General features: G+C 71.6%; 26 protein-coding genes, 1 tRNA gene and 1 riboswitch. Of the genes, 11 read left to right on the top strand and 16 right to left on the bottom strand.

Annotated elements, in window-relative coordinates; genetic code table 11:
* The 11 genes from ureG to IEQ44_RS17725 all read right to left on the bottom strand — a co-directional run bounded on the left by ureG (position 1) and on the right by IEQ44_RS17725 (position 8,955).
* On the bottom strand, positions 1-801 hold the full coding sequence (ureG, locus tag IEQ44_RS12405; RefSeq protein WP_319804655.1) for an urease accessory protein UreG: 801 nt from the start codon (positions 799-801) through the stop codon (positions 1-3).
* A complete protein-coding gene (locus IEQ44_RS12410) occupies positions 794-1,450 on the bottom strand; it encodes an urease accessory protein UreF (protein WP_193638780.1) in 657 nt (218 codons plus the stop codon). Before IEQ44_RS12410 ends, ureG begins: the two co-directional genes overlap by 8 nt.
* Positions 1,451-1,463: 13 nt before the next feature.
* Entirely contained in the window at positions 1,464-3,167 is a 1,704-nt protein-coding gene (locus tag IEQ44_RS12415) for an urease subunit alpha (RefSeq protein ID WP_193638781.1), read from the bottom strand.
* Positions 3,160-3,501: an urease subunit beta gene (gene ureB, locus IEQ44_RS12420; protein ID WP_193638782.1), complete on the bottom strand. Its 342-nt coding sequence runs from the start codon at positions 3,499-3,501 to the stop codon at positions 3,160-3,162. The genes IEQ44_RS12415 and ureB overlap by 8 nt, the downstream gene beginning before the upstream one ends.
* 10 nt (positions 3,502-3,511) lie before the next feature.
* Positions 3,512-3,814, bottom strand: coding sequence for an urease subunit gamma (locus IEQ44_RS12425; protein ID WP_193638783.1), 303 nt, complete (start codon positions 3,812-3,814; stop codon positions 3,512-3,514).
* A 14-nt stretch (positions 3,815-3,828) separates the two neighbouring features.
* Positions 3,829-4,521 carry an ATP-binding cassette domain-containing protein gene (locus IEQ44_RS12430; RefSeq protein ID WP_227487391.1) on the bottom strand — a complete coding sequence of 231 codons (693 nt, stop codon included), beginning with the start codon at positions 4,519-4,521 and terminating at the stop codon, positions 3,829-3,831.
* On the bottom strand, positions 4,514-5,269 hold the full coding sequence (gene urtD / locus IEQ44_RS12435; RefSeq protein ID WP_193638784.1) for an urea ABC transporter ATP-binding protein UrtD: 756 nt from the start codon (positions 5,267-5,269) through the stop codon (positions 4,514-4,516). The genes IEQ44_RS12430 and urtD overlap by 8 nt, the downstream gene beginning before the upstream one ends.
* Positions 5,269-6,444, bottom strand: a complete 1,176-nt coding sequence (gene urtC, locus IEQ44_RS12440) for an urea ABC transporter permease subunit UrtC (protein ID WP_193638785.1) — start codon at positions 6,442-6,444, stop codon at positions 5,269-5,271. Before urtC ends, urtD begins: the two co-directional genes overlap by 1 nt.
* On the bottom strand, positions 6,441-7,322 hold the full coding sequence (gene urtB, locus IEQ44_RS12445) for an urea ABC transporter permease subunit UrtB (RefSeq protein ID WP_193638786.1): 882 nt from the start codon (positions 7,320-7,322) through the stop codon (positions 6,441-6,443). Before urtB ends, urtC begins: the two co-directional genes overlap by 4 nt.
* Before the next feature lie 86 nt (positions 7,323-7,408).
* The gene (gene urtA / locus IEQ44_RS12450) at positions 7,409-8,698 is read right to left on the bottom strand and encodes an urea ABC transporter substrate-binding protein (RefSeq protein WP_193638787.1); all 1,290 of its coding nucleotides are present in this window, start codon (positions 8,696-8,698) and stop codon (positions 7,409-7,411) included.
* Positions 8,699-8,832: 134 nt separating this feature from the next.
* Complete coding sequence (locus IEQ44_RS17725; protein ID WP_264674474.1) at positions 8,833-8,955, bottom strand: hypothetical protein; 123 nt, start codon at positions 8,953-8,955, stop codon at positions 8,833-8,835.
* 74 nt (positions 8,956-9,029) lie between these two features.
* On the opposite strand from IEQ44_RS17725, the gene topA reads away from it, so the two are divergent.
* A complete protein-coding gene (gene topA, locus IEQ44_RS12455) occupies positions 9,030-11,777 on the top strand; it encodes a type I DNA topoisomerase (RefSeq protein WP_319804656.1) in 2,748 nt (915 codons plus the stop codon).
* A 21-nt stretch (positions 11,778-11,798) separates the two neighbouring features.
* On the opposite strand, the gene IEQ44_RS12460 is transcribed toward topA, so the two are convergent.
* Both IEQ44_RS12460 and IEQ44_RS12465 read right to left on the bottom strand, forming a co-directional pair.
* On the bottom strand, positions 11,799-12,398 hold the full coding sequence (locus IEQ44_RS12460) for a hypothetical protein (protein ID WP_193638788.1): 600 nt from the start codon (positions 12,396-12,398) through the stop codon (positions 11,799-11,801).
* A gap of 62 nt (positions 12,399-12,460) precedes the next feature.
* A complete protein-coding gene (locus IEQ44_RS12465) occupies positions 12,461-13,084 on the bottom strand; it encodes a hypothetical protein (RefSeq protein WP_193638789.1) in 624 nt (207 codons plus the stop codon).
* On the opposite strand from IEQ44_RS12465, the gene IEQ44_RS12470 reads away from it, so the two are divergent.
* A complete protein-coding gene (locus IEQ44_RS12470; RefSeq protein WP_227487392.1) occupies positions 13,007-13,813 on the top strand; it encodes a hypothetical protein in 807 nt (268 codons plus the stop codon). The two genes, IEQ44_RS12465 and IEQ44_RS12470, sit on opposite strands and share 78 nt — an antisense overlap.
* A gap of 13 nt (positions 13,814-13,826) precedes the next feature.
* Here IEQ44_RS12470 and IEQ44_RS12475 read toward each other — a convergent pair whose 3' ends face one another.
* Positions 13,827-14,465, bottom strand: coding sequence for a class I SAM-dependent methyltransferase (locus IEQ44_RS12475; RefSeq protein ID WP_193638791.1), 639 nt, complete (start codon positions 14,463-14,465; stop codon positions 13,827-13,829).
* Positions 14,466-14,539: 74 nt separating this feature from the next.
* Here IEQ44_RS12475 and tmk point away from each other — a divergent pair, with 74 nt between their 5' ends.
* The 8 genes from tmk to IEQ44_RS12515 all read left to right on the top strand — a co-directional run bounded on the left by tmk (position 14,540) and on the right by IEQ44_RS12515 (position 21,428).
* Positions 14,540-15,196, top strand: a complete 657-nt coding sequence (gene tmk, locus IEQ44_RS12480; RefSeq protein ID WP_193638792.1) for a dTMP kinase — start codon at positions 14,540-14,542, stop codon at positions 15,194-15,196.
* Positions 15,193-16,368 (top strand): DNA polymerase III subunit delta', encoded by a 1,176-nt coding sequence (locus IEQ44_RS12485; protein ID WP_319804657.1) that lies wholly within the window; start codon positions 15,193-15,195, stop codon positions 16,366-16,368. The genes tmk and IEQ44_RS12485 overlap by 4 nt, the downstream gene beginning before the upstream one ends.
* Positions 16,365-17,903, top strand: coding sequence for an alpha/beta hydrolase (locus IEQ44_RS12490; RefSeq protein WP_193638793.1), 1,539 nt, complete (start codon positions 16,365-16,367; stop codon positions 17,901-17,903). Before IEQ44_RS12485 ends, IEQ44_RS12490 begins: the two co-directional genes overlap by 4 nt.
* A 146-nt stretch (positions 17,904-18,049) precedes the next feature.
* A tRNA-Thr gene (locus IEQ44_RS12495) sits at positions 18,050-18,125 on the top strand.
* 132 nt (positions 18,126-18,257) lie between these two features.
* Positions 18,258-18,878: a hypothetical protein gene (locus tag IEQ44_RS12500; protein ID WP_227487393.1), complete on the top strand. Its 621-nt coding sequence runs from the start codon at positions 18,258-18,260 to the stop codon at positions 18,876-18,878.
* Positions 18,878-19,321: an MmcQ/YjbR family DNA-binding protein gene (locus IEQ44_RS12505; RefSeq protein WP_193638795.1), complete on the top strand. Its 444-nt coding sequence runs from the start codon at positions 18,878-18,880 to the stop codon at positions 19,319-19,321. The genes IEQ44_RS12500 and IEQ44_RS12505 overlap by 1 nt, the downstream gene beginning before the upstream one ends.
* Before the next feature lie 1,009 nt (positions 19,322-20,330).
* Positions 20,331-20,921 (top strand): hypothetical protein, encoded by a 591-nt coding sequence (locus tag IEQ44_RS12510; protein WP_193638796.1) that lies wholly within the window; start codon positions 20,331-20,333, stop codon positions 20,919-20,921.
* A 45-nt stretch (positions 20,922-20,966) separates the two neighbouring features.
* Positions 20,967-21,428, top strand: coding sequence for a hypothetical protein (locus IEQ44_RS12515; RefSeq protein ID WP_193638797.1), 462 nt, complete (start codon positions 20,967-20,969; stop codon positions 21,426-21,428).
* Between the two features lie 17 nt (positions 21,429-21,445).
* Here IEQ44_RS12515 and IEQ44_RS12520 read toward each other — a convergent pair whose 3' ends face one another.
* Complete coding sequence (locus IEQ44_RS12520) at positions 21,446-21,760, bottom strand: DMT family transporter (protein WP_193638798.1); 315 nt, start codon at positions 21,758-21,760, stop codon at positions 21,446-21,448.
* Positions 21,761-21,771: 11 nt separating this feature from the next.
* Positions 21,772-21,836, bottom strand: a riboswitch (guanidine-III (ykkC-III) riboswitch).
* Positions 21,837-21,909: 73 nt separating this feature from the next.
* Between IEQ44_RS12520 and IEQ44_RS12525 the strand changes: the two genes are divergently transcribed.
* On the top strand, positions 21,910-23,205 hold the full coding sequence (locus IEQ44_RS12525) for a PucR family transcriptional regulator (protein WP_193638799.1): 1,296 nt from the start codon (positions 21,910-21,912) through the stop codon (positions 23,203-23,205).
* Positions 23,206-23,212: 7 nt separating this feature from the next.
* On the opposite strand, the gene IEQ44_RS12530 is transcribed toward IEQ44_RS12525, so the two are convergent.
* Positions 23,213-24,016 (bottom strand): SDR family NAD(P)-dependent oxidoreductase, encoded by an 804-nt coding sequence (locus IEQ44_RS12530; RefSeq protein WP_193638800.1) that lies wholly within the window; start codon positions 24,014-24,016, stop codon positions 23,213-23,215.
* Between the last annotated feature and the right edge of the window lie 28 nt (positions 24,017-24,044).

Consider the following 24,044-nt stretch of genomic DNA (forward strand, 5'->3'; position numbering starts at 1 on the left):
TCAGTGGACATGGTCAGCGGGCTGGTCGTGTGCGTGGGCGTGGTCGTGGTCGTGCGCCTCGTCCTCCGCGTGGCTGTGCCCATCTCCACCGGCGTGGCTGTGCGGCGCCATCGGTCCCGGGTCGCTCGGCACCAGCACCCCACCGCGGTGCGCCGCCAGCTGGCCACGCACCCACGTCAGCAGCTCCGCCACCGACTCCTCGTCGGTCCGCGACAACGCCACCACCGGGCCGCCGCCGCGCGCCGCGACGGCGTCGGCCTTCATCCGGACTGCGTCGACCCCCACGTGCGGCGCGAGGTCGGTCTTGTTGACCACCAGCAGGTCGGCGCGCTCGATGCCGGGCCCACCCTTGCGGGCCACGTCGCCGCCGCCGGCCACGTCGATGAGGAAGATCTGGGTGTCGACCAGCGCCGGCGAGAAGGTCGCCGTCAGGTTGTCGCCGCCCGACTCCACCAGCACCAGGTCGAGCGGGGTGCCCGCGTCGACGGCGGCCGCCTCCAGGTCCTCGACGGCGATCAGGTTGGCGGTGATGTCGTCGCGGATCGCCGTGTGTGGGCATGCCCCCGTCTCCACGGCCACGATGCGCGCGGGGTCGAGCACACCCGCGGCGCGGATCATCCGGGCGTCCTCGTCGGTGTAGATGTCGTTGGTGACCACGCCGATCTCCCACTCGCCGGCCAGCCGCTGGCACAGCAGCATGATGAGCGAGCTCTTGCCGGTGCCGACGGGGCCGCAGACCCCCAGGCGCAGGGGGCGGCTGGGTGCGGGCGTCACGGACTGCTGCATGGTCGGGTCAGGCACTGAACAACCTCCGGGTCGAGTGGGTGTGGCGCTCCGCGTGGTCCTCGATCACGGGGGCGTTGCGCGCCGGGATCTGCCCGGCGCAGGTCAGGTCGGCGACGGCGGCGACCAGCGCCCCCACCGCCTCGAAGGAGTCGACGACCCACCCGGTGGCCCGGGCCGGGTCGAGCGGCATCAGCTTCAGCGCGGCCGAGACCACCGTCTGCACGTCGTCGTAGGCGACGACTCGCGCGGTGGTGGCCGCGTCCATGCCGACCGTGGCGGCGATCGCTCCGACCACCACGGGCCGGGCGGTCTCCGGCGGTAGGGTCGGCAGGTCTCGTGCCCCGACCAGGCAGGGAGCCAGGCGCACCAGCGCGCGTCCCATCAACCGCGAGGTGCGGCGCATGGCCGCTGAGGGCGTACGCGCCGCCCACGCGGCCTGCACCTCGTCGAGCGGTCGGCCCTCGAGCGCCGCCGCCCGTGCGACCACTGCCGTCGCGGCCTCGGTGCGGGTCACGGTCCGCAGCCGGAGGGCGACGTAGTCGGGCACGTCCACCGGGCCCGAGGCCAGCGCCGGCTCCAGGCCGGCCGACTGGGTGTGGCCGGCGACCGGCAGCCGGGCGTCGGCCAGCAGCAGCGCCAGCAGCTCGGGGTGGGAGGGGGTCATCGGAGTCGCCTGCTCAGAACATCGAGTAGAGCTGGGCCAGAGGCAAGGTGGTCGCGGGCGACGGCGTGACCAGCTCTCCGTCGATCGTGATGGCGAAGGTCTCCGAGTCGACCTCGATGTCGGGCAGTGCGGAGTTGTTGACCATGTCGGCCTTGCCGACGTGGCGGGTCGGCGTGATGGCCGCCAACCGGCGTCGCAGCCCGAGTCGCTCCGCCAGCCCGTCGTCCAGCGCCGCCGGCGCCACGAAGGTGACCGCGTGGTCCGCGCCCGACTCCTCGATGAGGGTGGGCCGCATCAGCACCGGCTGCGGCGTCGGGATCGAGGCGTTGGGGTCGCCCAACGCCGCCCAGACCAGCGCGCCGCCCTTCATCACGACCGACGGTCGGATGCCGAAGAAGCGCGGGTCCCACAGCACCAGGTCGGCCATCTTGCCGGCCTCCACCGACCCCACCTCGTGGCCGATGCCGTGGGCGATCGCCGGGTTGATCGTGTACTTCGCGACGTAGCGCCGCGCTCGCTCGTTGTCGGCCGGCAGGTTCTCCCCGAGCCGCCCGAAGCGGGCCTTCATCACGTGGGCCACCTGCCAGGTGCGGCAGACCACCTCGCCGATGCGGCCCATCGCCTGGGCATCGGAGGAGGTGATCGACATGGCGCCCAGGTCGTGCAGCAGGTCCTCCGCCGCGATGGTCGTCTCGCGGATCCGTGACTCCGCGAAGGCCAGGTCCTCCGGCACCGCTGGGTTGAGGTGGTGGCAGACCATCAGCATGTCGAGGTGCTCGGCGACGGTGTTGACGGTGTGCGGCAGCGTCGGGTTCGTCGAGCCGGGGATGACGTGCGCCTGCCCGGCCACCTTGATGATGTCGGGCGCGTGCCCCCCGCCCGCGCCCTCGGCGTGGAAGGCGTGGATGCCGCGCCCGTCGATGGCGGCCAGCGTCGACTCCAGGAAGCCGGCCTCGTTGAGGCTGTCGGAGTGCAGCGCCACCTGCAGGCCGTGCTCGTCGGCGGCGCGCAACGCGGCGTTGATCGCGGCCGGGGTCGAGCCCCAGTCCTCGTGCACCTTGTAGGCCGCCGCCCCGGCCAGCGCCTGCTCGGCGAGGCCCGCGGCGGAGACCGTGTTGCCCTTGCCCATCAGCAGCACGTTGACCGGCAGCGGGTCCAACGCCCGGTGCACCGCCGTCAGGTGCCAGGCACCCGGCGTCACCGTGGTCGCCTTCGACCCCTCCGACGGTCCGGTGCCGCCACCGCCCACGGTGGTGATGCCGGTGGCCAGCGCCTCGTGGACCTGCGAGCGCGACAGGAAGTGCACGTGCACGTCGATCGCCCCGGCGGTGAGGATCTTGCCCTCGCCGGAGACCACGTCGGTCGACGGGCCGATGACCAGGTCGGGGTGCACACCGTCGGCGATGTCGGGGTTGCCGGCGCGGCCCAACGCCACGATCCGGCCGTCGCGGATGCCGACGTCGGCCTTCACGACGCCCCAGTGGTCGAGCACGACCGCGTTGGTGACCACCGTGTCGAGCGCACCCTCCGCGCGGGTGCGGGTCGACTGGGCCATCGACTCGCGGATCGACTTGCCCCCGCCGAAGACGGCCTCCTCGCCGCCGACGGTCAGGTCGCGCTCCACCTCGATCCACAGGTCCGTGTCGCCCAGGCGGACCTGGTCGCCGGAGGTCGGACCGTAGAGGGTGGCGTACGCCTCCCGCGAGATCTCAACCACCGTTGACCCCCGCCGTACGTCCGACCTGGATGCCCGGGACGACCCGCGCCCCCCGCAACGCCACCAGCGCTACCTCGCGTGAGGCGCCCGGCTCGAAGCGTTGCGAGGTGCCGGAGGGCACGTCGAGCCGGAAGCCGACCGCGGCCTCGCGGTTGAAGGAGAGTGCGGCGTTGACCTGCGCGAAGTGGGTGTGGGAGCCGACCTGGACGGGTCGGTCGCCGGTGTTCACCACGACCAGCGACAGCCGCTCGGCGTCACTGCGGTCGCCGTTGAGCACGACGGTGCCCGGGGCGCAACGGATCGCGCCGGGGCCGGTGGCGGGGAGAGCAGACATCGTCAGTCCTTCACGAGATGGGGTGGTGCAGCGTCACGAGCTTGCGGCCGTCGGGGAAGGTCGCCTCGACCTGGACGTCGGTGAGCATCTCGGCGACGCCCTCCATCACGTCGTCGACGGTGAGGACTTCGCGGCCGGCCTCCATCAGGTCGGGCACGGACGCCCCTTCGCGGGCCCGCTCGATGACCCACGTGGCCAGCAGGGCGACCGACTCCGGGTGGTTCAGGCGTACGCCCCGCGCCAGGCGGTCGCGCGCCACCATGCCGGCGACGGAGAGGAGCAGCTTCTCGGTGTCTGCGGGAGTCAGGTGCATCTCGGCGAACCCCCTCAGACAGCCATCGCGTCGCGCACGGTCTCGACGGCCCCGACGCCGCCGACCCCGGAGGCGGTGACCCGGCCCGACTCGAGCACGTAGTAGTCGCTGGTGGCCCGGAGCGCGAAGCCCACGTGCTGCTCGACCAGGAGGACCGACAGGTCCCCGCGTCGGGTGAGGTCGGAGATGACCTGCTCGATGTCCTCGACCACGTTGGGCTGGATGCCCTCGGTCGGCTCGTCGAGGATCAGCATCCGGGGCTTCGTCAGCAGCGTGCGTGCGATCGCCAGCTGCTGGCGCTGACCGCCCGACAGCAGGCCCGCGCGGCGCGACAGCAGCCCGGTCAGGGCGGGGAAGGTGTCCAGGGCCTCGTCGATCTCGGTGCGGCTCCCGGTCACGAGCTGGAGGTTCTCCAGCGTGGTCATCTGCGGGAAGCAGAGCTGCCCCTGCGGCACGTAGCCCAGGCCGCGCTTCACCCGCGCGTTGGGCCGCAGCCTCGTCACGTCCTCGCCGTCCAGCAGCACCGTGCCGCTGCGCACCGGCAGCAGGCCGACGGCGACGCGCAGCAGCGTCGTCTTGCCGGCCCCGTTGTGCCCCATCAACGCCGTCCCACCGCCGGTGGTGACCTTCAGGTTCACGTCGTGCAGCACCATGCTCCGGCCGTAGCCCGCCGTGACCCCGACCAGCTCGAGCATCGACTCACCCATGCGACACCTCCTCGATGTGGCGTCCGAGGTAGACCTCCTGGACGCGTGCGTCTGCCTGGATCTCGGCGACTGACCCCTCCGCCAGCACCTTGCCTGCGTGCAGCACGGTGACGACGTCGGCGTGGTTGCGCACGAAGTCCATGTCGTGCTCGATGACGACGATCGTGCGGCTCGGGGCGATCCGACGCAGGAGCTCGCCGGTCTGGTCGCGCTCCTCGTGGCTCATCCCGGCGACCGTCTCGTCGAGGAACATCACCTTCGCGTCCTGCACCAGGAGCATGCCGATCTCGAGCCACTGCTTCTGGCCGTGGGCGAGGATCCCGGCGGGACGGTCGCGCAGGTCGGCCAGGCCCACGGTCTCCATCGCCTCGGCGACGTAGTCCGGGATGCCCTTGCGCGCCCGGAGCATGCCCCACGCCCTGCGGTGCACCCCGCCGGCGATGTCGAGGTTCTGCAGGACCGAGAGCTCCTCGAAGACGGTGGCCGTCTGGAAGGTGCGGCCCACCCCGGCGCGCGAGATCTGGTGGGACTTCAGCGCCAGCAGGTCCTTGTTGCCGTAGCGCGCGCGTCCGGTGCCCTTCACCAGCCCGGTGAGCGCGTCCACCAGCGTGGTCTTGCCGGCCCCGTTGGGGCCGATCAGGAAGTGGATGCGGCCCTGGAGGAAGGTCACGTCGACGCCCTCGTTGGCCTTGAAGCCGTCGAAGTCGACCGTCAGTCCCTGGACCTCCACGTAGTACTGACTCGTCATCAGCTGGCCTCCTTCGGCGCGGGGGTGCTCTTCGTGGGTCGGCGCAGGGAGCCGAGCGCTGCGGCCACGCGGCGCGGGACGGAGGCCATCCCCTCGGGGGCGATCAGGGTGACCAGGATGAAGATCGCCGCGAGCACGTAGATCCACCCGTTCTCCCACCGCTCCGAGAGCGAGGAGCGGCCGAAGCCCAGCAGCAGGGCGCCCAGGACGGGGCCGAACAGGGTGGCGCGGCCACCGAACGCGGCACCGGCGATCAGGAAGATCGAGGCCGCCGCGCCGATCTCCTTCGGCGAGATGATGCCCGCGATGGGCACGAACATGGCGCCGCCGATGCTGGCCATCACCGCGGCCGTCACGTAGGCGACGAGCTTGATGTTGGCCGGGTCGTGGCCCAGGAACCGGACCCGCTCCTCGGCGTCCCTCGTCGCGACGAGCAGCTCGCCGTACCGGCTGCGGTAGAGCTGCCAGACCACGAGCAGGCAGAGCACGAGCAGGCCGGCGGTGATGGAGTAGATCATCCGCTTGTTGACCGGGTCGGAGAGCGTGTAGCCGAAGAAGTACTTGAAGTCGCTCAGCCCGGTGTCGCCTCCGGTCAGCTTGATCGTGCCGCCGATCAGGTAGGCCAGGGCCACGGCCAGTGCCTGCGACAGGATGGCGAAGTAGGCCCCCTTCACGCGGCGCTTGAAGATCGCGTAGCCGAGCGTGCCGGCCAGCAGCACCGGGGCGACGACGACGGCCAGCAGCGTGAAGGTGCCGCTGCGGAAGGGCTCCCAGAAGCCGGGCAGGGGAGCCAGCGGGTCGTAGAGGATCATGAAGACCGGGATCGCGTCGGGCCCCGCGGTCTCCAGGGTGAGGTGCATCGCCATGGCGTAGGCACCCAGGGCGAAGTAGACGCCCTGGCCCAGCACCAGCATGCCGCCGCGACCCCACGCCAGGCCGATGCCGACCGCGACCATCGCCCAGCAGGCGTACTTGCCGAGGTTGTTGAGTCGGAAGTCGCTCAGCACCGCGGGCGCGACCACGAGCATGAAGAACGCGAACACCCCGATGCCGAGGAGCGACACGGTGTCTCGCGACGGGCGCCGCGAGCGCCTCGGGAGGCGGCGGTCGACGGAGGGTGCCGCCGTGACCGGGACGGAGGTGCTCTCGACGGTGCTGGTGACGTCGGTGCTCATGCCAGACCTCGCGTTCGGACGGTGAAGAGGCCGTTGGGCCTCACCTGCAGGAAGACGACGACGAGCACGAACGCGATGACCTGGGCGATGCTGCCCGTCGTCCAGTCGGCCAGGTAGGCCGTGACGACGCCGACCGTCCAGGCCGCGATGACGGTCCCGCGGAGCTGGCCGAGGCCTCCGGCGACGACGACGAGGAAGGCCAGGATGATGTACTTCGTGCCCATCTGGGAGTTGGTGCCGCCGATCAGCGAGGCGGCCACGCCGCCGACGCCCGCCAGGCCGGAGCCGATGAAGAAGGTCATCCGGTCGACCGAGCGGGTGGCGACGCCGAGCGTCTCGGCGAGCGCCCGGTTCTGCACCGTGGCCCGGATCCGACGGCCGAACGAGCTGTACTTCAACAGCGCACCGAGAGCGGCCAGGCACACAGCAGCCAGCACGATCGTGAACACCTGGCGCAACGGCCACGCGTAGCCGAGGACGTCGAGCTGGCCGTCGAGCAGGCTCGGCTTCTCGACCGGGACGCCGCTGGGATACATCTGCAGGAAGACCTGCTGCAGCGCCAGGCTGACGCCCACCGTGGCCAGCAGCGTGTCCAGCGGACGGTCGTACATCCACTGCAGGACCGTGGCCTCGAGGACGAGTCCGAGCAGCCCGGCGACCACGAACGCGACCGGCAGCGCCACCAGGATCGAGACGTCGGTGCTCGCGACCACCAGCTGGGTCCAGTAGGCGCAGACGGCCCCGGCGAGCAGGAACTCCCCGTGCGCCATGTTGATGACGCCCATCTGCCCGAAGGTGAGGGCGAGGCCGAGGGCGGCGATGAGCAGCAGCGCACCGTCGGCGGTGCCGTTGAGGAACGGCGCGATCAGGGAGTCCATGCGAGGCCTCTCAGGTGGAGTGGGACGAGGGGGTCGGAGGGGCCCCGCACCCGCACGGTGCGGGACCCCTCACGTGCTCCGGTGCGTCAGCCGGCGGCCTTCACCAGGGCGTCACGCGTCGCCTCCGGGAACCAGTCGTAGCCCTCGAGGTAGGGGTCCGGGTCGATCGGGCCCTCGGACGACCAGACGACGTCGAACTGGTTGTCGGCGTTGATCTGTCCGATCAGTCCCGGCTTGGTGATGTGGTGGTTGTCGCCGTCGACCACGACCGTGCCCTCGGGGGCCTCGAAGGAGACACCGTCGGCGGCCGCGTTGATCTCGTCGACGTCGAAGGACCCGGCCTTCTCCACCATCGCCTTGTAGAGGTGCAGCGAGATGTACGCCGCCTCCATCGGGTCGGAGGTCACGTCGCTGGGGCCGTCGTGGGCGACCCAGTCCTTGATGAACTTCTCGTTCTGCGGGGTCTCGACCGACTGGAAGTAGTTCCACGCGGCGTACTGGCCCTCGACCGAGGCGCCCATGTTGGGGGCCTCCTCCTCGGCGATCGACACCGAGATGATCGGCGTCGTCTCGGCCGTCAGTCCGGCGTCGGTGTAGGCCTTGACGAAGCCGACGTTGGAGGAGCCGTTGATGGTGTTGAAGATGAAGTCCGGCTTGGCCTTGACGATCTTGGCCACCTGGGTGGTCCAGTCGTCCTTGTCGAGCGGCACGTACTCCTCGCCCACGATCTCGATGCCCAGCTCGGCGGCGTAGAGCTTGATGATCGCGTTGGCGGTGCGCGGGAAGACGTAGTCGGAGCCGGCCAGGAAGAGCGTCTTCACGCCCTCGGCCTTGAGGAACTCCATCGCCGGCAGGATCTGCTGGTTGGTCGTGGCGCCGGTGTAGTAGATGTTCTTCGACGACTCGAGGCCCTCGTACTGGACGGGGTAGAAGAGCAGGCCGTTGTGCTTCTCCACGACCGGCTTCATCGCCTTGCGCGAGGAGGAGGTCCAGCCGCCGAAGACCGCCGCGACGCAGTCATCGGTGATCAGCTTCTCCGTCTTCTCCGCGAAGGTGGGCCAGTCGGTCGCGCCGTCCTCCTGGACCGGCTCGATCTTCTTGCCCATGATCCCGCCGGAGGCGTTGATCTCGTCGGCCGCCATGTGGAGGACGGAGGAGACCGTCTTCTCCGAGATGGCCATCGCTCCGGTGAGGGAGTTGATGAAGCCCAGCTTGACGGTGTCGCCCGAGGTGTCGACACAGGACTCCGCCGGCTCGGCGGCCGGGGCGTCGCCGTCGGATGCCTTGGAGCCGCCGCAGGCGGCGGTGGCGAGGCCGATCACGAGGACCGAGGCGGCCGCTGCGGTGCGGCGCCGGATGGTGGTGTGGTTGCGCACGGTTGTCTTCCTCCCTGGGAGCCCTGCGGTGTCAGGTGTTCCCGAACGGGAGCCATCCCAGTAGGGCCGTGTTTCGGTGCTGTGAACGAGTTGTCACGTCTGGACGCGGATCCCACGAGTGGGCGTGGCATGTCTCACACGCTGGCCCGGGCGTCCCCCATCGGGCATGGGTCGGGCCGCTGACGACCGCCGGTGCCCGAGCGTGTGGCACGCTGGCGGCGACGGTGCTCCCACGTCCGACCGCGCGACGTCGGCACGGGAAAGTCAGGTCCTCGCGCTACCGTGTCGCCGGTCGGCCCCGCGCGGGGCGCAGGAGAGCAAGGAACGCAAAGTGGCACACAAGCTGGTCATCGTGGAGTCGCCGACCAAGGCGACGAAGATCGGTGGATACCTCGGTCCGGACTACGTCGTCGAGTCGTCCATCGGCCACATCCGCGACCTGCCGCAGAGCGCCGCCGACACCCCGGCCGCCATCAAGGACAAGCCGTGGGGGCGCCTCGGCGTCGACGTCGACCACGACTTCGAGCCCTTCTACGTGGTGCCCCGCGACAAGAAGAGCCACATCGCCAAGCTGAAGAAGTTGCTCAAGGACGCCGACGAGCTCTTCCTGGCCACCGATGAGGACCGCGAGGGGGAGGCCATCGCCTGGCACCTGCTCGACGAGCTCAAGCCCAAGGGCATCCCGGTGCGGCGCATGGTCTTCCACGAGATCACCGAGTCGGCCATCCGCGAGGCGGCCGCCAACCCCCGCGAGATCGACATGGACCTCGTCGAGGCCCAGGAGGCGCGTCGCATCCTCGACCGCCTCTACGGCTACGAGGTCTCCCCGGTGCTGTGGAAGAAGGTCATGAGCGGCCTGTCCGCCGGCCGCGTGCAATCGGTCGCCACGCGCCTCGTGGTCGACCGGGAGAAGGAGCGGATGAAGTTCCGTGTCGCCTCCTACTGGGACCTCGACGCCACCTTCGACGGCGGCGCCACCGCCGACCCGCGGATGTTCCCCGCCAAGCTCCACTCGGTCGACGGCAAGCGGGTCGCCCGCGGCTCCGACTTCGACCAGGCCGGCCAGCTCAAGTCGGCCGACAAGGTCGTGCACCTCGACCGCAGCGGCGCCGAGGGCCTGGTCGACGCGCTGCGCGACACCGCCTTCGAGGTCCGCTCGGTCGAGTCCAAGCCCTACCGCCGCTCGCCCTACGCGCCCTTCCGCACCACCACGCTGCAGCAGGAGGCGGGCCGCAAGCTCGGCATGAGCGCGCAGGTGACCATGTCGGTCGCCCAGCGCCTCTACGAGAACGGCTTCATCACCTACATGCGTACTGACTCGACCACGCTCTCGGGCGCGGCGGTCGGGGCGGCGCGCGACCAAGTGCGCGAGCTCTACGGCGCGGAGTACCTGCCCGACAGCCCCCGGACGTACGCCTCCAAGGTCAAGAACGCCCAGGAGGCCCACGAGGCCATCCGTCCCGCCGGCGAGACCTTCAAGACCCCCGCCGAGACCGGCCTGCGCGGTGACCAGTTCAGGCTCTACGAGCTGATCTGGATGCGCACCGTCGCCTCCCAGATGAAGGACGCGGTCGGTCACACGGTCTCCGTACGCCTGGGCGGTGCCGCCGCCGACGGGCGCGACGTGGTCTTCGGCTCCTCCGGCCGGGTCATCACCTTCCACGGCTTCCTCAAGGCCTACGTCGAGGGCACCGACGACGCCTCCAAGCAGCGCGACGACGCCGAGACCCGGCTGCCCGAGCTGGTCGAGGGCGCCGCCGTCAGCGCCGCCAGCGTCAGCGCCAACGGCCACGAGACCAAGCCGCCGTCGCGCTTCACCGAGGCGACGCTGATCAAGGAGCTGGAGGAGCGCGAGATCGGCCGCCCCTCCACCTACGCCTCGATCATCTCGACGATCATCAACCGCGGCTACGTCTACAAGAAGGGCACCGCCCTGGTGCCCGCCTGGGTGGCCTTCTCGGTGATGCGCCTCATGGAGGAGCACTTCGGCCGGCAGATCTCCTACGAGTTCACCGCCGAGATGGAGAAGGTGCTCGACGAGATCGCCGGTGGCCGCCGCAACCGGGTCGACGAGCTCAAGGAGTTCTACAACGGCTCCGACCGGATCACCGGCCTGAAGGAGCTCGTCACCGGCCTCGGCGACATCGACGCCCGCGAGATGGCGACCTTCCCCATCGGTGAGCCGGCCGACGGCATCCACCTGCGGGTGGGTCGCTACGGCCCCTACGTCGAGGAGGTCGCCGGTCCCGACGACGACGGGTCGGTGCCGGCCAAGCGGGCCAACGTGCCTGACGACCTGCCGCCCGACGAGCTGACCGTGGCGAAGGCCAAGGAGCTGCTGGCCAACCCCGCCGGCGAGGAGGCCGTGCTGGGGGAGCACCCCGAGACCGGACTCGTCGTGGTGGCGAAGAACGGCCGCTTCGGTCCCTACGTCACCGAGGTGCTGCCCGAGGACGCCAAGAAGGGCGCCAAGCCGCGCACCGCGTCGCTCTTCAAGTCGATGAGCCTCGACACCGTCACCCTCGACCAGGCCGTGCAGCTGCTGACGCTGCCGCGCGTGGTCGGCGTCGACGCCGAGGGCGTGGAGATCACCGCCCAGAACGGTCGCTTCGGTCCCTACCTCAAGAAGGGCACCGACTCGCGGACCATCGACTCCGAGGAGAAGCTGCTCACGATCACCCTGGAGGAGGCGGAGAAGATCTACGCCCAGCCCAAGGCTCGTGGTCGTGGCGCGGCGACGGCGCCCCTCAAGGAGCTCGGCAACGACCCCGTCTCCGGCCAGCCGGTCGTGGTCAAGGCCGGCCGCTTCGGTGAGTACGTCACCGACGGGGAGTACAACGCCACCCTCCGCAAGGACGACACCGTCGAGTCGATCACCCTCGAGCGCGCCGCCGAGCTGCTCCAGGAGCGTCGCGACAAGGGGCCCGCCAAGAAGGGCGGCAAGAAGACCGCCAAGAAGAGCACGAAGAAGGCGACCGCCAAGAAGACCACGGCCAAGAAGGCGGCCACCAAGAAGACCGCCGCCAAGAAGGCCACCACGAAGAAGTCGACCGCCAAGAAGACGACTGCCTCGACGTAGGGGCGGCTCCGGGAGTGCCGGTCAGCCGCCGCTGACCAGCTCCTCCCCGGCCGCGTTGGCCTCGGCCGTGGTCGTGGCGTCGACGCGGGGGTCGGCGGCGATGGCGAAGAGGGTGTCGACGCTGATCGGCAGCTCCATCTGGCGGGGATCGTCCGTGATGGTCGGGCCCGCGTAGCCGACCAGCACCGTCGCCCCCTCCTTCTCCACGATCACCGTGAGGGTGCCCGGATCCTCCTCGGGCGTCAGGTCCTCCCAGATCAGCATCCCGTCGTCGGTGTGCTCGCACCCGTCGGCGCCCGCGTTGCGCTCCGTGTCGCAGTCCAGCAGGTCCGGGTCGAGGCCCTGTCCCACCACGACGACCAGCATGTCGCCGTCGTACTCCCCGTCGGAGCCGTAGCGCAGCTCTGCCCCCTCCCCGCCCTCGGAGAAGAGGGAGGTGACGTCGCGCCGCTTCATGACCGACACCCGGTCGGGGGAGCCGGCGTGCTCGGCCGCCACGTACGCCAGGGCGCCCGGCGTCGTGGGTTCGTCGCCCCCCTGAGGTGACGCGGACTGCGTGCCGCAGGCGGTGACGACCACGGTCAGCAGGAGGGTGGTCACGGGGAGCCAGGGCGTACGCATGCCGCACAGGCTCGCACAGGCTCGCACAGGCTCGCACGGGACGCCCGGGGTCGGGCGCGGTCTCAGGAGGCCTGGGCCATCCAGGCACGCCCCGCGCCGGCGGGGTGGGCCAACCGGGCGCGGCGTTCGGCAGCCTCCGAGACGGTGCGTCCCTCCGCGTCGGTGGGCGTCACGGAGACGGTGGCGGCCCCCGAGGCCAGCAGGAAGGTCTCGAGGCGGGCGACGTCCCACCCGCCGGGGGTGGCGAGCAGGATCTCGTCGACCAGCATCCCGTTCCAGCCGGGCACCGTGCGCAACCCCATCAGGGCCATGCCCTGTCCGGTGGCGCAGGCGACCGCGGTGGCGATGCCGGTACGACGTTCGGTGAAGACGGCCTTGGCGGAGAACATCATGGTGAGAGCCCTTCGGTCCGGGGTGCGGTGGCGGCGCGCCTGGGTGTCGGCGACGCGCTCCAGCGTGCGCCCCGGATGCGACCTGGGTGCTTCCGCGATGTTTCGGGTCGGTGAAACCTCGCCCCGTCGACGTGGCGAAGGAGTGAACGACCCCCGCGGCGCGCGGTAGGGTCCGGCGACCGGCGTGCAGGCGTACGCCCGGAAGGGGCAGGCGTGGTGAGGACCGACGTGGCGCAGGAGCCGCGCGTCGGCGAGGAGCGGCGGCGGTGGCCGTGGCGGCTCTTCGTCGTCCATGCGGTCGGCTGGCTGCTGCTGGGTGCCTTCGTCGCGTCGTTCGGTGCCCTGGTGGTCGCCGGGTCGGGTGAGGCGCGGCCCGGGGCGTTGGAGCAGCGGCTGCTCGAGGACGCTGCCGACGGCCGGGCGACCACCCTGTGGGTCGACCGTCCCTTCGACCTCCGCGAGGGCCACGAGTGGGACTGGGAGCCGGGCGACGGGTCGTGGTCGGCGGTCGTCGAGGTCCGGTGGCGTGAGTGGGGGCTCCTGCGCCACACCGACTACCTGGTGGCCTCCTCGGAGCGCAAGGCCCGGCGGTTCCAACGGTCCCTGGGCCATCCCGGTCCGGTGGTGGTCGGTGACCCCGACGCGCTGCCGACGGAGTGGACCCAGACCCAGTCACGGATCGTGGTCGAGCCGTGGGAGCGGGACCACTCCTCGACCGGCTCCGTCGAGATCTTCGACGCCGAGTGGATCGTCCCGTCGTGGGCGGCCACGACTGGTCTCGTGGTCGGGGTGACGACGTTCGCCTGGCTGGTGGTGGGTCCCCAGCCGTGGCGCTTCACCCGGTGGGGCTGGTTCTGGCTCGTCTTCGGCGCCGGGCCGGTCGGCGTACCCGCCTTCCTGCTGTTCGGTGGCTCGTCGGGACTGTTCCCGCCCGCCGACCCCGCGCGCCGGCTGAGCGGTTGGAGCGGCTTCGGGCTCTCCGTCGTGACGGCCTTCGGGGCCGGCCTGCTGCTCAACGCCTGAATGAGGTGCCGCCTCAGGCGGGGGAGTGCGCGCGGCCGACGAAGCCGTGGGCCCACGGTCTCATCACGCGTGGCCCCGGCAGCAGCACGCCCTCCTCCAGCGCTGCGACCTCGAAGCCGGCCGCACGCAGCAGCGTCGGCACGTCTCGGGTCAGCCGGCAGCCGCCGGCGAAGGTCCGCTCGAGCGGGTCGAGCCGGTGCTGCCACGCCGCCACCGACGGCTCCGGGCTGAGCCCGTGCTCCAGGAAGGCCAGCACCCCGCCGGGCACCAGCAGCCTGCGGACCTCGGCCAGCGCGAGCATCGGGTCAGGGATGGTGCAGAGCGAGAAGGTGACGAGCGCGGAGTCGTAGGCCGCGTCGGGCGCGTCGATGGCCTGGCCGTCGAGGCCGATCCGCGTGACGGGACGCGAGGACGTACGCCGGCGCCCCCGCGAGCGGTCCCAGGCGAGGTCGGAGGGCTCCACGGCGTCGAGGGCGGTCACCGCGTCGGGCAGGTGGTCGAGGTTGGCGCCCGACCCGAACCCGAGCTCCAGCACGCGGCCGGTCAGGGGAGCGCAGGCGCGGGCCCGCAGCTTGCCGATGTGGGGCGGGGAGAGCGCCACGTCGGTCATCACGGGCACGACCCGCTCGGTCCACCAGCTCTGCATCCCCATGACGCCACCGTACGCGGCCCGGGGCCTGTGAACTCTCCGCACGGATGGTCGTGGCCCGCCCGTAGGGTGTGGGCGTGACTTCAGCCGCCACCCGAGCCGACTCCGGCCTGTTCGTCTGCTTCGAGGGCGGCGACGGGGGTGGCAAGTCGACCCAGGCGCAGCTGCTGGTCGACTGGGTGACCTCGACCGGGCGCAAGGCCCTGTTGACCCGCCAGCCGGGGGGCACGGTGGTCGGTCAGGAGTTCCGGCGCATCGTGCTCTCACCCGAGACCGGTGACCTCTCGCCGCGCACCGAGGCGCTGGCCTACGCCGCCGACAAGGCCGAGCACGTCGACACCGTGGTGCGCCCCGCGCTCGAGCGGGGTGAGGTGGTGGTCACCGACCGCTACGTCGACTCCGCGCTGGCCTACCAGGGTGCGGGCCGGGTGCTGGACGTCGACGAGGTCGAGCAGCTGATGCGCTGGGCCACCGGGGGCCTGCGACCCCACCTGACCGTGGTGCTCGACCTGCCGCCCGAGGCCGGGCTGGGCCGCTTCGAGGGGCGTGACCGCATCGAGGGTGAGTCGCTGGAGTTCCACGAGCGGGTCCGCGAGCAGTTCCTCGCCCTGGCCGCGCGGGATCCCGACCACTACCTCGTGCTGCCGGCGCGCGCCAGCGTCGAGTCGATCCACGCCGCGATCCGCGCCCGCCTCGAGCCGTTGCTGCCCGAGCCGACGGAGGACGTGCAGTGACCGCGGCTGCGCGCGAGCAGCGTACGGCGCCGATCTGGGACACCCTGGTCGGGCAGCGCCACGTCATCGAGACGCTCGACCGAGCCGCGCGGGGCGACGGCATGACCCATGCCTGGCTCTTCACCGGTCCACCCGGCTCCGGACGCTCCAACGCCGCCCTCGCGTTCGCCGCCGCGCTGCAGTGCGAGCAGGCCGGCTGCGGTGAGTGCCACTCGTGCCGCACGGTGCTGGGCGGGACGCACGCCGACGTCACCGCCGTACGCACCGACGCCCTGGTGATCGCCGTCAAGGACGTGCGCGAGCTGGTGCGCAAGGCCGCGCTGTCGCCCAACGGCCAGCGCTGGCAGGTCATCGTCGTCGAGGACGCCGACCGCCTCAACGACCAGGGGTTCAACGCCCTCCTCAAGGCGATCGAGGAACCCAACACCCGCACCGTGTGGCTGCTCTGCGCGCCGACCGCCGAGGACGTGCTGGTCACGATCCGCTCCCGGTGCCGGCTGGTCACCCTGACCACGCCCACGGCCGAGCAGGTCGCCGACTTCCTGGTGCGCACCGACGACGTGCCGCCCACGGTGGCCCACCACGCGGCCCGCGCCAGCCAGGGCCACATCGGCCGCGCGCGGGCGCTGGCCCGTGACGAGGCGACCCGCAACCGCCGGGCCGAGGTGGTGCGGTGGCCGGCGAAGCTGACCTCGTTGGGCTCCTGCATGAACGCGGCGGCCAACCTCGTCGACGTGGCCAAGGAGGAGACCGAGGCGCTGGGAGCCGCCATCGAGGCGCGCGAGAAGGCCGAGCTCGACCGCTCCTACGGCGTCGAGGGTCGCGGCAAGCGGCCCCGGGAGTACGCGCCCGCGCTCAAGGAGCTGGAGCAGGGCCAGAAGCGCCGTGCGAAGCGGCGCCTGCTCGACGTCGTCGACCGGGCCCTGATGGACCTGGTCTCGGTCTACCGCGACGCCATCGCGTTCGGGGTGGGCGCGCAGGGCGACCTCGTCAACGAGGAGATCCGCCCGGACATCGCGCAGCTGGCGCGTCGTTCGTCGCCCGAGGCACACCTGCGTCGCATCGACGCGATCTTCACTGCTAGGGAGCAGATGTTGGAGTTCAACGTGAGGCCGGAGACGGCACTCGAGGCCATGATGGTCGCCCTGCGACTCGAGGGACAGCGCCGGTGAAGCGGGTCGTCGCCCTCGTCGCCCTGCTGGCGCTGCTGCTCGGGTCGATCGGGGGCGCGGCGATCTTCTTCTCACAGATGAACTTCTCCGACTCCGCCCCCGAGCGGCTCGACGAGGAGGAGCGCGGCGACGTCGCCACCCCACCCGAGCCGGACCTGGCGAAGTACTACTCGCAGGTCGTGGCGTGGCAGAGCTGCGGCAGCACCTTCCAGTGCGGATGGGTGACCGTGCCGCTCGACTACGCCAAGCCCCAGGGGCGCACCATCAAGCTCCTGGCCCTCAAGCTGCCGGCGCGCACCGACGACCGGATCGGCTCGCTGGTGGTCAACCCCGGCGGACCCGGCGCGCCTGGCACGCAGTATGCGGCGGCCGGCACCTCGGTCTTCGGCGACCGCCTGCTCGACCACTTCGACGTGGTCGGCTTCGACCCCCGTGGCACGGGCAGCAGCCGACCGGTCGACTGCCTCAGCGACGAGGAGCTCGACGACTACCTTGGGGGCAACCCGACGCCCCGCACCCCGGCCGAGGTCGCGGAGACCGACCGGCAGAACCGGGCGTTCTTCGAGGGCTGCCGGGAGAAGTCCGGGCAGCTGGTCGACCACGTCAGCACCATCGAGGCGGCGCGTGACATGGACGTGCTGCGCGCCGTCCTGGGGGAGGGACGCCTGGACTACTTCGGTGCCTCCTACGGCACCCAGCTCGGGGCCACCTATGCCGAGCTCTTCCCCGAGCGCGTGGGCCACTTCGTGCTCGACGGCGGTGTCGACGTCTCCGCCGACCAGGTGGAGCGGAGCCTGGTGCAGGCGCGCGGCTTCGAGACCGCGCTGCGCGCCTACGTCGCCGACTGCGTGGAGAAGTCGTCGTGCCCGCTCGAGGGGTCGGTCGAGGAGGGCCTGGCCCAGGTCACCGAGCTGGTCGAGGGGCTTGCCGAGAAGCCGCTGCCCGCCGGCGGTGACCGTCCGCTGACCCCGGGGCGCGCGTTCTACGGGATCGTCATGCCGCTCTACAACCGCGACTACTGGTCGTTGCTGACCAGCGGCCTGCAGAAGGCCTTCGACGGCGACGGGTCCGGGCTGCTGCTGACCGCCGACCTGTACGCCTCGCGCGGCCCCGACGGCTTCCAGGACAACAGCACCGAGGCGATCGTGGCCATCAACTGCCTCGACGACCCCTCGTTCGTGCCGCTGGATGAGGTGCCGGAGCGCTTCGACGAGTTCGAGGAGGCGTCGCCGACCTTCGGGCGGGTCTTCGCCTGGGGTCTCGCCGGCTGCGAGCACTTCACCGGCGAGCCCGCCGAGCAGATCGAGATCGACGGTGACGGCGCCGCCCCCATCGTCGTGACCGGCACGACCCGTGACCCCGCCACGCCGCTGAGCTGGGCGGAGGCGCTGGCCGACCAGCTCGAGTCGGGGGTCCTCATCCGCCGCGACGGCGACGGCCACACCGCCTACAACGCGGGCAACCGGTGTGTCGACGACGCCGTCGAGGCCTACCTGCTCGACGGCACGGTGCCCGACGACGGACTCTCCTGCTGACGCAGGTGCCGCTGGGCCGGCGCCGTGCGGCGGAGGCTGTCCGGGAACACGGTGCCCGATTCCTCGCCGGGTCACGGTGTCCGTATACTCACCCGAGGTTGTTCGTCCGTCCCTCGGCCTGGCCGACGGGAAACAGCGAACGCCGCGCCGCCTTAGCTCAGTCGGTAGAGCGAGTCACTCGTAATGACTAGGTCGTCGGTTCGATTCCGACAGGCGGCTCCACGCGCGAAGGGCCCCGCTCGATGACCGGGGCCCTTCGGCGTCGTCCGGGGGCGGTGTTCCGTCCGTTACTTTCGCTGCAGACGGGGTGGCTTCGGGCCCGCGGAGGGCTACCCTCGAGGAAGAACCGAGAAGGTGAGCAGCATGAAGAAGCTCTGGACGAGTCTGTGCGCCGCGTTGACCGCCCTCCTCCTGGCCCTGGCCCTCGGCGGCTGCAGCGGTGGTGGGGACGGAGGCAGTGCCGAGGACCCCGAGCCCGAGCAGAAGTCGCCGCAAGAGGTGGCGATGCTCTACGTCGACGCCTTCCGCGGCGGGGACGGCCTGACCTCCTACAACGAGAACTCGAGCTGGGACGGCTCCTACTTCGAGTCGTTGGGCAACAGCGCCCCCGAGGTCGTCGGCGAGCCGCTCACCTCCGAGCAGGCCGCCGAGGTGGCTACCGCCTACGAGCGCGCTCTCGGCCAGGTCAAGGCCGAGGTGGTCGACGAGAAGGTCGACGGCGACACCGCGACGGTGACCCTCGCCGTGCGCGGGCTCGCCTACGGAGACGCCATGGAGTCAGCCGCCAAGGACTGGACGCTCGACGACAAGGACCCGGCCGGTTCCTACGCGTCGCTGGTGCTCGAGGCCCTGGACGTGGTCAAGCCCGTCAAGAAGCCCATGCGGGTCACGATGACCCTCACCCAGGGCGGCGACGGCCTGTGGGCGCCCGACGGCGACTCCGGTGCCGCCCTCACCCGGGCTCTCCTGCGCTGATGGCCGGTCGGGGTCCCGTCCGCCGGCCCGACGTCCCCGCCGGTTGGGTGAACCGCATCGGTGAGGTGCTCCTGGCGCTCCCGGACGTCGAGCAGGAGGACGCCTGGACGGGCGTGAGGTGGCGCGTGCACGGACGTACGGTCGCCCACGTCTTCGGCGGTGAGGACCAACGCTTCCGGCTCACCTTCCGGGCCGAGCCCGACGAGGTCGCGGCCTTCCGGCACCTGGGGGAGCCCTACTTCACCCTCGGCTGGGGCGACGACGGCGTGGGCCTCCTCCTCGACGACGCCACCGACTGGACCGAGGTCGCCGAGCTGCTCACCGACTCCTACTGTCTGCGGGCCCCGGCAGGACTGGCCGCCCTCGTCGACCGCCCTGACCCCGACGACGACGCGGCCGCGTGGTCCGGGCGCCGGTCGCGCCGGCGAACCGGGCCCCGATGAGCGGGGGCTCGTCCCACTCCTCCTCGTCGTCCCACTCGTCGGTCTGGTCTCCGGCGGTCCGCTCCTCGGGCGGTGTCGGGCCCGCGAGCAGCGGCGCGTCGAGCGGCGGCACCCGGTCGAGGTCCACGGCGGCGAGGCTGCGGCGTACGACCTCGAGGGTGCGGCGCAGCGGTGCCGACAGCTCGCCCGCGGGGTCGTCGGACTCCAGGCAGAGGACGACGCAGGCCGCCCCCGCCGGTGCGACGACCACGTCGCGGTGGTCGAAGACGAGGCGTACGCACTCCTCACGGTGCTGCGGCTCCAGCCCGCCGAGGATGCCGAACGCGCGGACGGCCACGTCGGGCAGCGCCTCCAGCGGCGGTTCGCCGACGCTGGCGACGACCGTCCGGTCGGCGCGCACCAACGCACCCCAGACCAGGCCGGGCAGCTCGCGCACGATGCCGAGGCAGGCCAGGGCCGCCTCGGTGCAGCTCATGCCGTCCGCCGTCCCCGATGCTGGTGCCACCGCCCCGCTCGGGGTGTCGACCAGCTGACCACGCGCCCGGCACTCTCCACCCTCGTCGAACGTGACCCGCGCGGTGATGCTGCTGCTGCCGGTCGAGGTGAGCCAGACGAGCTCGCCGAGCCCGAGCCGGGGGTCCATGCCGTGGCCCAGACGCGCGACGTAGCGCACCTGGGCGCCGATCAGTCCGTGCAGAGGACCCAGCCGGACCGTCGGTGCCGGCGTCGCCGACGGTGTGGGGGAAGTCGCCGCAACGGCGGGGTTCGTGGGGGCCGGGGGGTCGGAAGGGGGCGCGAAGATCACGGGTTCCTCCTGGGAGAAGGGAGGTGGATGGGGGAAGTCGCCCCAGCGTCCACGAGACCGGTCCGAGGCGCGGGTTTCTCACCTCGAGTTCACGCCCGGAGCGCGCCTGTTACAGGGTCGTCATCGACGACGGCAAGGAGAAACGCGGGGAAGATCATCGATTCAGGGCATGTGACCTCTGCCTCACTGACCAATCATCGGTGGGTGATCGTTGAAGCACCTGCGGAGTTCTGGGAGTGGCTCATCGGCCTCGACCGCTCCGCGCGTGACGGCGACGAGGTCGCTGCGGAGCGCCACGACCTCGCCATGGCGTTGCTCCTGGAGCTGCACGACGCGAAGTTTCCGCCCGACCGCGACCACGAGACCTCGGTGCTGGGACGGGTCCGCCACGTGCACCGCCACCCGGTGTGGCGCCTCGTCGGCCAGGGCGAGTCCGGGGCGGAGGTGCGCTTCCACTGCGCCTTCCCGGTGGGCACCAGGGTCGCCCTCATCACCTCGACCACCGGCAACCTGGCCCGGATCGGCGACCTCTTCCCCCGCGTCGTGATGGCGCGCACCGAGCTGCTCGTGGAGCACTGGCTCCGGGAGCGGGCAGCCGGCGTCGCTCCGGGGGAGGGGGGCCCCTGCGGCCTGACCCGCGGGTTCGCCAGCGGTGACGAACCCTTCGCCGAGGCGCTGGCCCGCATGGGGGCACCCCGCAGGATCCTTGCCGTGCGCGACCGACTTCGGCTCAACGCCCCGGTGCGCCGGCGCCGCACGGTGCTGAGCCCGCCGCGCGTGCCTGCGTACGCCTGAAGGCGCGTAGGCGTGGGTCCGACGAAGGTGGGCCACAATGGGGGCATGCGATTCACCGAGCACGAGCTGACCCAGGCCCTGCACGGAGCGGCGAAGACCGTGCTGGCCGGCCGCAAGGACGTGCGCAAGCAGAAGCTCGACGTCGACGACGTGTGGCGCACCATGGACAAGTTCGAGCGCTACCAGCTGCTCGACGGCCTCGGTGGTCAGCTCCTGCCCGTGCTGGTGGCCCTGCCCGACGTCGAGGTGGAGGCGGGCACCCGCGCGACCTTCACGTCGCAGCAGGTCACCGAGGCCGTGGAGTCAGTGGTCGGCGACTCGGGAGGCAAGCTCCGTCGCAAGGCCCAGGTCGCGCTCACCGCTGCCCTCGTCACCGCCGCCCTCCAGCACCTGCCGGTGCGACGCGACCCCGACGGCCTGACCTCACTCGACGCCGACGCCGACGCCGATGACATGGACGACATCGTGGTGCCCGACTCGCTCGAGGGGCTCGAAGGCTTCAGCTGAACCGGGTCGGCTCCGCGTCAGTGCACCAGTTTGAGGCCGATGACGCAGCCGATCAGACCAGCGATCAGCAGCAGCTTGGTCAGGCTCACGGCCTCGGCCCCGGTCGCCATGCCCCACGCCACCGTGAGGGAGGCACCGATGCCGACCCACACCGCGTAGGCCGTGCCCACCGGAAGGGTGCGCATGGCGTAGGCCAACCCCACCATGCTGATGGTCACCGCCACCCCGAAGACCACCGACGGGACGAGGCGGGTGAACCCCTCCGACCGGCCGAGGGCGACCGCCCAGACAGCCTCGAGCACCCCGGACAGCACCAGCACCAACCACGCCACGACGCACCTCCGGCGGCCGTCTTGTCGCGTTCCGGGTACGGCTCCCTCGTCCGGGGATCAGCTCACCTGACTCCGACCACAGGGTAGCCGCCGCCTTCCTCCGCACCCGTGCGGCGACTCCGCTGGACTCCGCGACTACCGTGGAAACCATGCCGGACACCCCCCTCCCCGAAGCTGCCCGGGCGGCCGTGCTCGAGGTCGTCGACCGGCTCGCCGCGCGACAACCCGACGTCGGCGTGGAACTGGCCAGGTCGGCCAGTGCGCGGTTCGAGCCAGTGGACGGGGTGCCGGAGGCCACCCACGCGCTCCTGGAGGGCGCCACCCGCCACAGCCTCGACGACATCTTCGACCGACTCCGCCGCGACTGCCCGCCCGAACACGACGGCATCCCGGCGGAGGCGGTCATCTACGTCCGCGAGCTGGCCCAGCGTGGGGTGCCGACCATCTGGCTGCGCCGCGCCTACCAGGTCGCTGCCGACGAGATGGTCAGCGTCGTCTTCGCCGAGGTGGAGGGACTCGAGGCCTCCGGAGACCTCAAGCTGCAGGTCTTCCGTCACCTCGCGCGCTGGCTGCACACCTACGCCGACTGTGCCTCCCTGCTGGTGGCCGACCTGCACCAGACGGTGCTGGTCGACCTGGCCGAGCGGCACAGCTCGGAGGTGCTGGCCCAGGTCCACCTCGTGATGAAGGGGGAGGAGGTCGACCCCGAGGCATTCCTGGCCGTCACCGGCCACGAGCTCGCACACACGCACCTGGGTGTCGTGCTCTGGCTCGAGGACATCGGCCACGGACCCGACCGCACCGGGCTCCTGCGGGAGGTCGCCGCGGAGGTGGCGGAGGCGATGGCCTGCCCCGAGGCACCCCTGACGGTGCAGAGCGGGCGCTCCGAGCTGCTCGCCTGGTACACCGACGACGGGTGCGACCCCGTGCGTCACGAGGCTGCGGTGCGCGACGTGCTGGACCGCCGGGCCGACGTGCGTCTCGCCATCGGTTCGCCGGGCGCGGGAGGTGAAGGGTTCCGTCGCAGCATGGAGCAGGCCCGGAGCCTGCGCCACCTCGTCCGCGTGGCGCCCTCGGTGCCCCACCGGGCGCTCTTCCACAGCGAGGCGGGCGTCGCTCTCGTGGCGATGCTCGCCCAGGACCTGCCGGCCGCCCGACGCTGGGTGGGCAACACCCTCGGGTCCCTGGCTGACGACTCCGAGACGGCTCGCCGCACCCGGGAGACCCTGAGGGTCTACCTGCGCACCAACTCCTACGTCGAGACCGCCGAGCAGCTGCAGCTGCACCGCAACACCGTGAAGTACCGGTTGACCAAGGTCGCGGCCGAACGCGGCCGGGAGCTCACCGAGGGGCGGCTCGACCTCGAGCTCGCGCTGCAGGCCTGCCACGTGCTCGGAGACATCGTCCTGCGTCGCACCCCCGACGCGGGCGCCAGCACCCGCTGAGCCGAGCTCAGCCGAGCAGGTCGGCCATCTTGCGGGCGACGAGCTCGATCGCCCGGGTGGGTGCCAGCCGGGAGAGCCGGTCGAGCATCTTCGCGTCGGAGCCGATCCGCAGTCGGGGTGTGCCCGCCGCCATCGCGTCGACGACCTGACGGGCCGCGTCGGGGGCGCTCGTCATCCGGGCGGCCGCAGCGCTCGTGCTGCTGTCACGGCCGGGCAGCGAGGCGCCCGAGTGGTCCGCGATGCCTGTGCCCACCGCCCCCGGGAAGACCACGGTCACCGCGACCGAGGTGTCGCGCAGCTCGGCCTGCAACCCCTCGGTCAGCAACTTCACCGCTGCCTTGCTCGCGCCGTACAGCGACTGCCCGGGCACCGGCACGAGGGCGCCCATGCTGGAGACGTTGACCAGGCTGGCCTCCGGTCGCGCCAGCAGGTGGGGCAGGAACGCCTTCGTGACGTGCACGACGCCCCAGAAGTTCACGTCCAGCACCTTCTCCATCTGGGGCAGGTCGAGGTCGTGGAACGGCACGAACTTCTGGATGATGCCGGCGACGTTGGCCACCGCGTCGACGTGGCCGTGCGCGGCGAGCACGTCGGCGGCGAGGGCCTCGACCCCCGCCCGGTCGGAGACGTCGACGGCGTGGGTGGTGAGCCGCTCGCCGGCCGAGGCGAGGGCGACGGTGGCCTCGAGCGCCTCGGGGCGCAGGTCGACGGCCGCGACTCGGGCGCCACGACGCAGCAGCTCGAGCACGACCTCACGTCCGATGCCGTTGCCGCCGCCAGTGACGACGACGACCTTTCCGGTGATCTCCATGGCCCCACAGTAGGCCCGTCAGAGGCGG

The sequence above is a fragment of the Nocardioides malaquae genome (assembly GCF_015070385.1).
Taxonomy (GTDB): Bacteria; Actinomycetota; Actinomycetes; order Propionibacteriales; family Nocardioidaceae; genus Nocardioides; species Nocardioides malaquae.